The following is a 7794-nucleotide window of genomic DNA, read 5'->3' as shown; positions in this document are numbered from 1 at the left end:
TTCGATTTCATCTATCAAATAGAGTGGGCGGTTTTTTATTCCTTCAAAGGATTTTCCTACATAAAGTCCGATTACGCCCATGATGCATATCATCAATCCGCTCAGAACCCATACCGAGACCAGAATACTTGCATATCCAAGCACCGGGATTTCTCCAAGAATCGCACGTATCGCAATGATTGCGGCATAAAGGAAACCCGTAAACGCAACCAGTAGTCCGAATTTTATGGCCAGTCTTATTGGTTTTTCCGAGTTTGCCAGGCAAATATCCAAGGAAAGGTTCAATAACCTCTTGAAGTTGTAAGAGGTTTCGCCTTCCGGCCTTGCTGCATGAACAACATCCAGTTTCGTGGATTTAAAGCCTACCCAGCGCACCATGGTTGGAAAATAGCGAATGGATTCGGGCATTCTGTTGATGGCAGCGATAACTTTTCGACTGTAAATACCAAAGTTAGCAACCGTTGCATCCTGCTCCACGCCGGTAAGGTAACCGAGTGCACTGTAGAATATTCGGGACGATAAGCGTTTCAACCGATTATCCTGACGTGCGGCGCGCCTCGCCAAGACGATATCGAATCCCTTCTGGGCCTCATGATAAAGTTTTGATATTTCACTTGGCTGGTCCTGAAGATCGCAATCCATTACAATCACCCAATCACCATCAGCCAGCGATAGGCCCGCAGAAATCGCATGGTGTTGACCGAAGTTACGGCTTAATCGGACCGCTTTTATATGGGGATATAACTTTTGCGCCTTTTGAATTTCCAGCCAACTATTATCGGGGCTCCGGTCTTCAACCAATATTATTTCGTATCGAGAGGTAATTCCTTTTAATTCGATAGTAAGTTGTTTGAGTAGCTCGTCTACCAAAGGCTCTGCTTTGTAAACTGGAATAACTACTGAAATTTCCGGAGCGTGCGTCGGCTGCATGTGACTTCTGCTTGATCAGGGGAGTTTACGATTACGAACTTGGGCGTTTCTTTCTCTGTTCGGCGTTTCCCTCGCCCGAGTGTATCAAAAAGTAATCAGAATTACTTTTTCGAAAATTGAGGGGAATACGCGTTGGGATGGAGGGAGAATCCCGGGATGGCTACCGGTCGCAGGCGTAGCTCTGATGTGATTTTTCGCTGTGGGATAGGTGGCGCTACCGAGCTTGTTTCGGAAAATTTGTATGGTCGATTGCATGAATATTCGCTAAGCAGTCAGCAAATGGCCAATTCGACTGCGTTTGCGCGTCTAGCCGGCCATTTGAAGAGAGGAAGAGAAGTTTGCGATCATCCGTGTCGCATCATTGCCCGGTCAGCATCGCATCGGCCGGTGCGTCGGCACGCAGTTGTCCGGTCAGCAGGAAGTAGCCGAAACCGACCGCCATGAAGCCAAGGAAGATCAAGCCGATCAGCGTGTTGAACCACGCCATCGCCACTAGGCAAACCACCGCCAGCACCAGCGCGATCAGCGGAACCAGCGGATAGCACGGCGCGCGGAAAGTACGCTCCAGATTCGGTTCTGATTTACGCAGTTTGAACAGGCTGAGCATGCTCATGATGTACATCACGATGGCGCCGAACACGGCCATGGTGATCATCGCGGCGGTGAGTGTCATGCCGCCGAGGTTGATCAGACCGTCGCTGTAGATCGCCGCGATGCCGATAAGGCCGCCAGCGATGATTGCGCGGTGCGGGGTCTGGAAGCGCGACAGTTTTGCCAATGAGGCGGGCAGGTAACCGGCGCGGGCGAGGGCGAAGAACTGTCGCGAGTAACCAAGGATGATCCCGTGGAAACTGGCGACCAGACCGAACAGGCCAATCCATACCAGCATGTGCAACCAGCCAGAGTTATCACCGACCACGGTTTTCATCGCTTGCGGTAGCGGGTCGTTGATGTTGGCCAGCGTGCGCCAGTCGCCGACACCGCCAGCGAAGAACATCACGCCCATGGCCAGCAACACCAGGGTCAGGATGCCGCTGATATAAGCTTTTGGGATCGTGCGTTTCGGGTCCTTGGCTTCTTCGGCGGCCATGGCGGCGCCTTCGATGGCGAGGAAGAACCAGATCGCGAAGGGAATCGCCGCGAACATCCCGGCAATTGCCGGCGCGCCGAAGACGTCGGAACCGGCCCAGCCATTCAGCGCGAAGTTGCTGAAGCTGAACGCCGGTGCGACCACGCCCATGAACACCAGCAGTTCAGCCACCGCCAGCACGCAGACGATCAGCTCGAACGTCGCGGCCAGTTTCACCCCGAGAATGTTCAGGCCCATGAACACGATGTACGCGCCGACTGCCGCGTGTTTCGGGTCCAGCGCCGGAAATTGCACATTCAAGTAAGCGCCAATCGCCAGAGCAATCGCCGGCGGGGCGAAGACGAATTCGATCAGTGTGGCGAGTCCGGCGATCAATCCGCCTTTTTCGCCAAACGCGCGGCGGCTGTAGGCAAACGGCCCGCCGGCATGGGGAATCGCGGTGGTCCGTTCGGTGAAACTGAAGATGAAGCAGGTGTACATGGTCGCGACCATGAATGAAGTCACCAGAAAACCCAGCGTACCGGCCACGCCCCAGCCGTAGCTCCAGCCGAAATATTCCCCGGAAATCACCAGCCCCACGGCAATGCCCCACAGGTGCAACGTGCCCAGCGTGGGTTTGAGTTGTGTGTTCATGCGCTTGCTCCCGCAATGGTTGGAAAGCTCGGGAGAGGGCGTGTGCAGTGGGCGTGCCATTACGCTGAAACAAGTCGTAATGAGTCCAAAGCTGTCGCAGCGGGGATGTTCGCAGCTGGATGAGCGTTTTTTGTGCGCCAGTTGGGAGCAGCGGAGTATGTTATGCCGCCTTCGCGGGCAAGCCCGCTCCCACAGGGTTCTGCGTCGTCCGCTGAATTTGATTCCAGCGCATAACCTGTGGGAGTCGGGCTTGCCCGCGATGAGGTCCGACCTGACGCTGCAAAAACCTGCTGTAACGCCGGCATAAACCCACTATTTACGCTTTCTTTATGACCCACGCCGGCCCTCGCTCTCGTTCCTTTACAGCCTCCTTCCCGACAATCGCTGCACACACGGCAATACGCCGTTACACGGAGATCTTCCATGAGCGTTCTGGACGGGGTGTCACTGCTGTTGGCAGTGGGGCTGTTCATTTATCTGTTGGTTGCGCTGTTGCGCGCGGACCGGAACTAGGAGCGGCTATGCACAGTTATGACTATTGGCTGATCCTCGGGTTTTTTGCGCTGGTTCTGCTGCCGGCGCCGTTCCTTGGGCGCTTCTATTACAAGGTCATGGAGGGCCAGCGCACCTGGCTGACGCCGATTCTCGGCCCGGTCGAGCGCGGTTGCTATCGCCTTGCCGGGGTCGATGCGCAGGCGGAGCAGAGCTGGCAGAAGTACACGCTGGCGCTGCTGGCGTTCAACCTTGCCGGTTTCCTGTTGCTGTTTGCGATTCTGCTGTTCCAGGATCACCTGCCGCTGAACCCGCAAAATCTGCCGGGCCAGGAATGGACCCAAGCGTTCAATACCGCGGTCAGTTTCATGACCAACACCAACTGGCAGTCCTACAGTGGCGAAGCAACCCTCAGCTACCTGAGCCAGATGGTCGGTCTCACCGTGCAGAACTTCGTCAGCGCCGCCACCGGCCTCGCCGTGCTGGTCGCGCTGTGCCGTGGCATCGGCCGTAAATCGGCGCAGACCCTCGGCAACTTCTGGGTCGATATGACCCGCGCCACCCTCTATGGCCTGCTGCCGCTGTGCCTGCTGCTGGCGCTGTATCTGGTCTGGCAGGGTGTGCCGCAAACCTTCGCCCAGTATGTGAATGCCGTGACCCTGCAAGGCGTCGATCAGGTGATCCCGCTCGGCCCGGCGGCCAGCCAGATTGCGATCAAGCAGCTGGGCACCAACGGTGGCGGTTTCTTCGGGGTCAACTCGGCGCATCCGTTCGAGAACCCGACCGCGTGGAGCAACCTGTTCGAAGTCGCCTCGATCATTCTGATCCCGGTGGCGCTGGTGTTCACCTTCGGCCACTACGTCAAGGATCTGCGCCAGAGCCGCGCGATCATCGCCTGCATGCTGGCGTTGTTCCTGATTGGCGGTGCGACCTCGCTGTGGGCTGAGTATCAGCCGAATCCGACCCTGAACAATGCCGCCGTCGAGCAGACCGCGCCGCTGGAAGGCAAGGAAGCGCGCTTCGGTACCACCGCGACGGTGCTGTGGTCGGTGACTACCACGGCGGCGTCGAACGGCTCGGTCAACGGTATGCACGACAGCCTCAACCCGCTCAGCGGCATGGTTGCGCTGGTCAACATGATGGTCGGCGAAGTGATCTTCGGCGGTGTCGGTGCCGGGCTCTACGGCATGTTGCTCAACGTGCTGATCGCGGTGTTCCTCGCCGGTCTGATGATCGGTCGGACGCCGGAATACCTCGGCAAGAAACTCCAGGCCCGCGAAGTGCAATTGCTGGTGGTGACGCTCCTGGTGATGCCGGTCGGCGTGCTGGTGCTCGGCGCGATTGCCGCCACGGTTCCCAGCGCTGCGGCAACCATCAGCAACCCCGGCCCGCATGGCTTCAGTCAGTTGCTCTATGCCTACACCTCGGCGAGCGCCAACAACGGTTCGGCATTTGGTGGCCTGGGCGCGAACACGCCGTTCCACAACCTGATGCTCGGCCTGGGCATGTTGATTGGCCGCTTCGGCTACATCCTGCCGGTGCTGGCACTGGCCGGTAGCCTGGCGATGAAGAAAAGCGCACCGGTCGGCCAGAACAGCTTCCCGACCCACGGCCCGCTGTTCGTGACCCTGTTGACCGTGACCATTTTGCTGGTGGGCGGCCTGACGTTCTTGCCGACGCTGGCGCTCGGTCCTGTCGCCGAACATTTAAGTATGGGCTTCTAAGGAATCCATCATGAATATGCCTGCAATCAAACCCGCCGCCGTCAAAGCGCCGGAACAAGCCAAAACCGCGATCTCGGCGCTGTGGCGTCCGGCGCTGGTGCAAGCCTTCGTCAAGCTCGACCCAAGGCAACTGGCCCGTTCGCCAGTGATGCTGGTGGTCGAACTGACGGCGATTTTCACCACCGTGCTGTGCTTCCTTCCGGATGCCGACGTGCCGACCTTCGTCGCCGCGCAAATCGCTCTGTGGCTGTGGTTCACCGTGCTGTTCGCCAACTTCGCCGAAGCCTTGGCCGAAGGTCGTGGCAAGGCTCGCGCCGACAGCCTCAAGGCCGGCAGCGAAGGCCTCAGCGCCCGTTGCCGCCAAGCCGATGGCAGCTTCAAGATCGTGCCGGCTGCCAATCTGCGCAAGGGCGACGTGGTGCGAGTCGAAGCCGGGGAAATGATCCCCGGTGACGGCGAAGTCATCGAAGGCATCGCGGCGGTCAACGAAGCGGCGATTACCGGTGAATCGGCGCCGGTGATCCGCGAGTCCGGCGGCGACCGTTCCGCCGTCACCGGCAACACGCGGCTGGTGTCCGACTGGCTGCTGGTGAAGATCACCACCAACCCTGGTGAATCGACCCTCGACCGCATGATCGCCCTGGTCGAAGGCGCCAAGCGTCAGAAGACCCCGAATGAAGTGGCGCTGGATATCCTGCTGATCGGCCTGACCCTGATCTTTCTGCTGGTGGTCGTCACCCTGCAACCGTTCGCGCATTTTGCCAATGGCAGCCTGCCGCTGGTGTTCCTCGTGGCGTTATTGGTCACGCTGATTCCGACCACCATCGGCGGCCTGCTGTCGGCCATCGGTATCGCCGGGATGGATCGGCTGGTGCGCCTCAACGTGATCGCCAAGTCCGGCCGCGCGGTGGAGGCGGCGGGTGACGTGCACGTGCTGTTGCTCGACAAGACCGGCACCATCACCTTCGGCAACCGTCGTTGCAGCGCGGTGTATGCCGCGCCGGGTGTGAGCGGCCGTGAGCTGGCCGAAGGCGCGCTGTTCGCCTCGCTGGCGGACGAAACCGCTGAAGGCAAGTCGATCGTCGAGTTCCTCCGTGGCCTGCATCCGCAACCGGAGCCGGCCCCGGAAACCCTGACCGCCGTGCCGTTCAGCGCGGAAACCCGCTTGTCCGGCGTCGATTATCAGGGCCGCGTGTATCGCAAAGGTGCGGTGGATTCGCTGCTGGCGTTTCTCGGTCAGCAACGTAGCGATCTGGCCCCGGCGCTGGCGCGGGAAATCGACAAGATTGCCCAGAGCGGTGGCACGCCGTTGCTGGTCTGTGCAGACGGTAAGTTGCTTGGCGCGATCCATCTCAAGGACGTGGTCAAACCAGGCATCCGCGAGCGTTTTGCCGAGTTGCGCAAACTGGGGATTCGCACGGTGATGGTCACCGGCGACAACCCGCTGACCGCTGCTGCGATTGCCGCTGAAGCAGGCGTCGATGATGTGCTCGCCGAAGCCACGCCGGAGAAAAAACTCGCGCGGATTCGTCACGAGCAGAACGACGGTCGCCTGGTCGCCATGTGCGGCGACGGCGCCAACGACGCCCCGGCGCTGGCCCAGGCGGACGTCGGCATGGCGATGAACGATGGCACGCAAGCGGCACGCGAAGCGGCGAACATGGTCGATCTCGATAGCGACCCGACCAAGCTGCTCGACGTGGTGCAGATCGGCAAGGAATTGCTGGTGACCCGTGGCGCGCTGACGACCTTTTCCATCGCCAACGACATCGCCAAATACTTCGCGATTCTGCCGGCGCTGTTCGCCTCGATTTACCCGCAACTGGGCGTGCTGAACATCATGCATCTGAGCAGTCCGCAGAGCGCGATTCTCTCGGCCATTGTCTTCAACGCGCTGATCATTGTTGTGCTGATTCCACTGGCATTGCGCGGTGTGCGCGTGCAAGCAGCGAGTGCGGCGGCGTTGTTGCGGCGCAATCTGCTGATCTATGGCGTCGGCGGGATTGTCGTGCCGTTCGTGGGGATCAAGGTGATCGACATGCTGCTTACGGCGTTGCATCTGGTGTGAGGCTGAAAAGAGCCCCTCACCCTAACCCTCTCCCGGGGGGAGAGGGGACTGACCGAGGTGTTTGTGCGAGGTTCGCCGACCTGAAATTCCGAGCCTAACTCGGGTTTTGAACAGCACAAGGATCGGCTCCCTTTCCCCCTCACCCCCTTGGGGGAGAGGGCTGGGGTGAGGGGGAAAAATCTCCCTGACACCCCGCAAAAGTTTGTCCAACGAATTCGAGGATCTTGAAATGTCCACAATGATACGCCCGGCCCTGACCCTGTTGGCGCTGATGACCCTGATCACCGGCGTCGCCTATCCACTCGCGGTTACCGGCATCGCCCAAGTCGCTTTCCCGGCTCAGGCCAATGGCAGCCTGATCCACGACGCTGACGGCAAAGTCCGCGGCTCGGCGCTGATTGCTCAGGATTTCAGCGGCGACAACTGGTTCCACCCACGCCCGTCCGCCGGGGCTTTTGCCACCGTCGCCAGCGGCGCCAGCAACCTCGCGCCGAGCAATCCGGCCCTGGCGACCCGCGTAATCGAAGACGCGCAAAAACAACAAGTCGCTGGGCAGGGGCCGGTGCCATTGGCCTTGCTGACCACCTCCGCCAGCGGTCTCGATCCGCACTTGCCACCGGCGGCAATTGCCTATCAACTGGCGCGTGTCGCGGCGGCGCGCAACCTGCCGGTGTCGACCTTGCAGCAATTGCTCGATAAGCACATCGAACAGCCGCTGGTTGGGCCGCCGGTGGTGAATGTGCTGGAGCTGAATCTGGCACTGCAAAACCTGTAATTCAGTTGATACCGATCGTTCCCACGCGCTGCGTGGGAATGCATCAATAGACGCTCTGCGTCTGCTGTTATGGGACGCAGAG

At 59.6% G+C, this 7794-nt stretch carries 6 protein-coding genes; 4 read left to right on the top strand and 2 right to left on the bottom strand.

Annotation, left to right across the window (positions count from 1 at the left end; genetic code table 11):
- Nucleotides 1-930, bottom strand: a 930-nt coding sequence (locus F8N49_RS22810; RefSeq protein ID WP_151552698.1) for a glycosyltransferase family 2 protein, incomplete at its 3' end; no start/stop codon positions are given.
- Between the two features lie 358 nt (nt 931-1288).
- Nucleotides 1289-2653 (bottom strand): ethanolamine permease, encoded by a 1365-nt coding sequence (gene eat / locus F8N49_RS22805; protein ID WP_151552696.1) that lies wholly within the window; start codon nt 2651-2653, stop codon nt 1289-1291.
- Nucleotides 2654-3076: 423 nt separating this feature from the next.
- Here eat and kdpF point away from each other — a divergent pair, with 423 nt between their 5' ends.
- The 4 genes from kdpF to kdpC all read left to right on the top strand — a co-directional run bounded on the left by kdpF (nt 3077) and on the right by kdpC (nt 7712).
- Complete coding sequence (gene kdpF, locus F8N49_RS22800; protein ID WP_007899818.1) at nt 3077-3166, top strand: K(+)-transporting ATPase subunit F; 90 nt, start codon at nt 3077-3079, stop codon at nt 3164-3166.
- An 8-nt stretch (nt 3167-3174) separates the two neighbouring features.
- Entirely contained in the window at nt 3175-4869 is a 1695-nt protein-coding gene (gene kdpA / locus F8N49_RS22795) for a potassium-transporting ATPase subunit KdpA (protein WP_016770899.1), read from the top strand.
- 10 nt (nt 4870-4879) lie between these two features.
- Entirely contained in the window at nt 4880-6937 is a 2058-nt protein-coding gene (kdpB, locus tag F8N49_RS22790; protein ID WP_122700146.1) for a potassium-transporting ATPase subunit KdpB, read from the top strand.
- Between the two features lie 229 nt (nt 6938-7166).
- Nucleotides 7167-7712, top strand: coding sequence for a potassium-transporting ATPase subunit KdpC (gene kdpC, locus F8N49_RS22785; protein WP_041478316.1), 546 nt, complete (start codon nt 7167-7169; stop codon nt 7710-7712).
- Nucleotides 7713-7794 lie beyond the last annotated feature (82 nt).

The sequence above is a fragment of the Pseudomonas sp. GXM4 genome (genome assembly GCF_008923895.1).
Taxonomy (GTDB): domain Bacteria; phylum Pseudomonadota; class Gammaproteobacteria; order Pseudomonadales; family Pseudomonadaceae; genus Aquipseudomonas; species Aquipseudomonas atacamensis.
The sequence above is the reverse complement of the archived record's forward strand: the minus strand, read 5'-3'. Positions and strand labels throughout refer to the sequence as shown.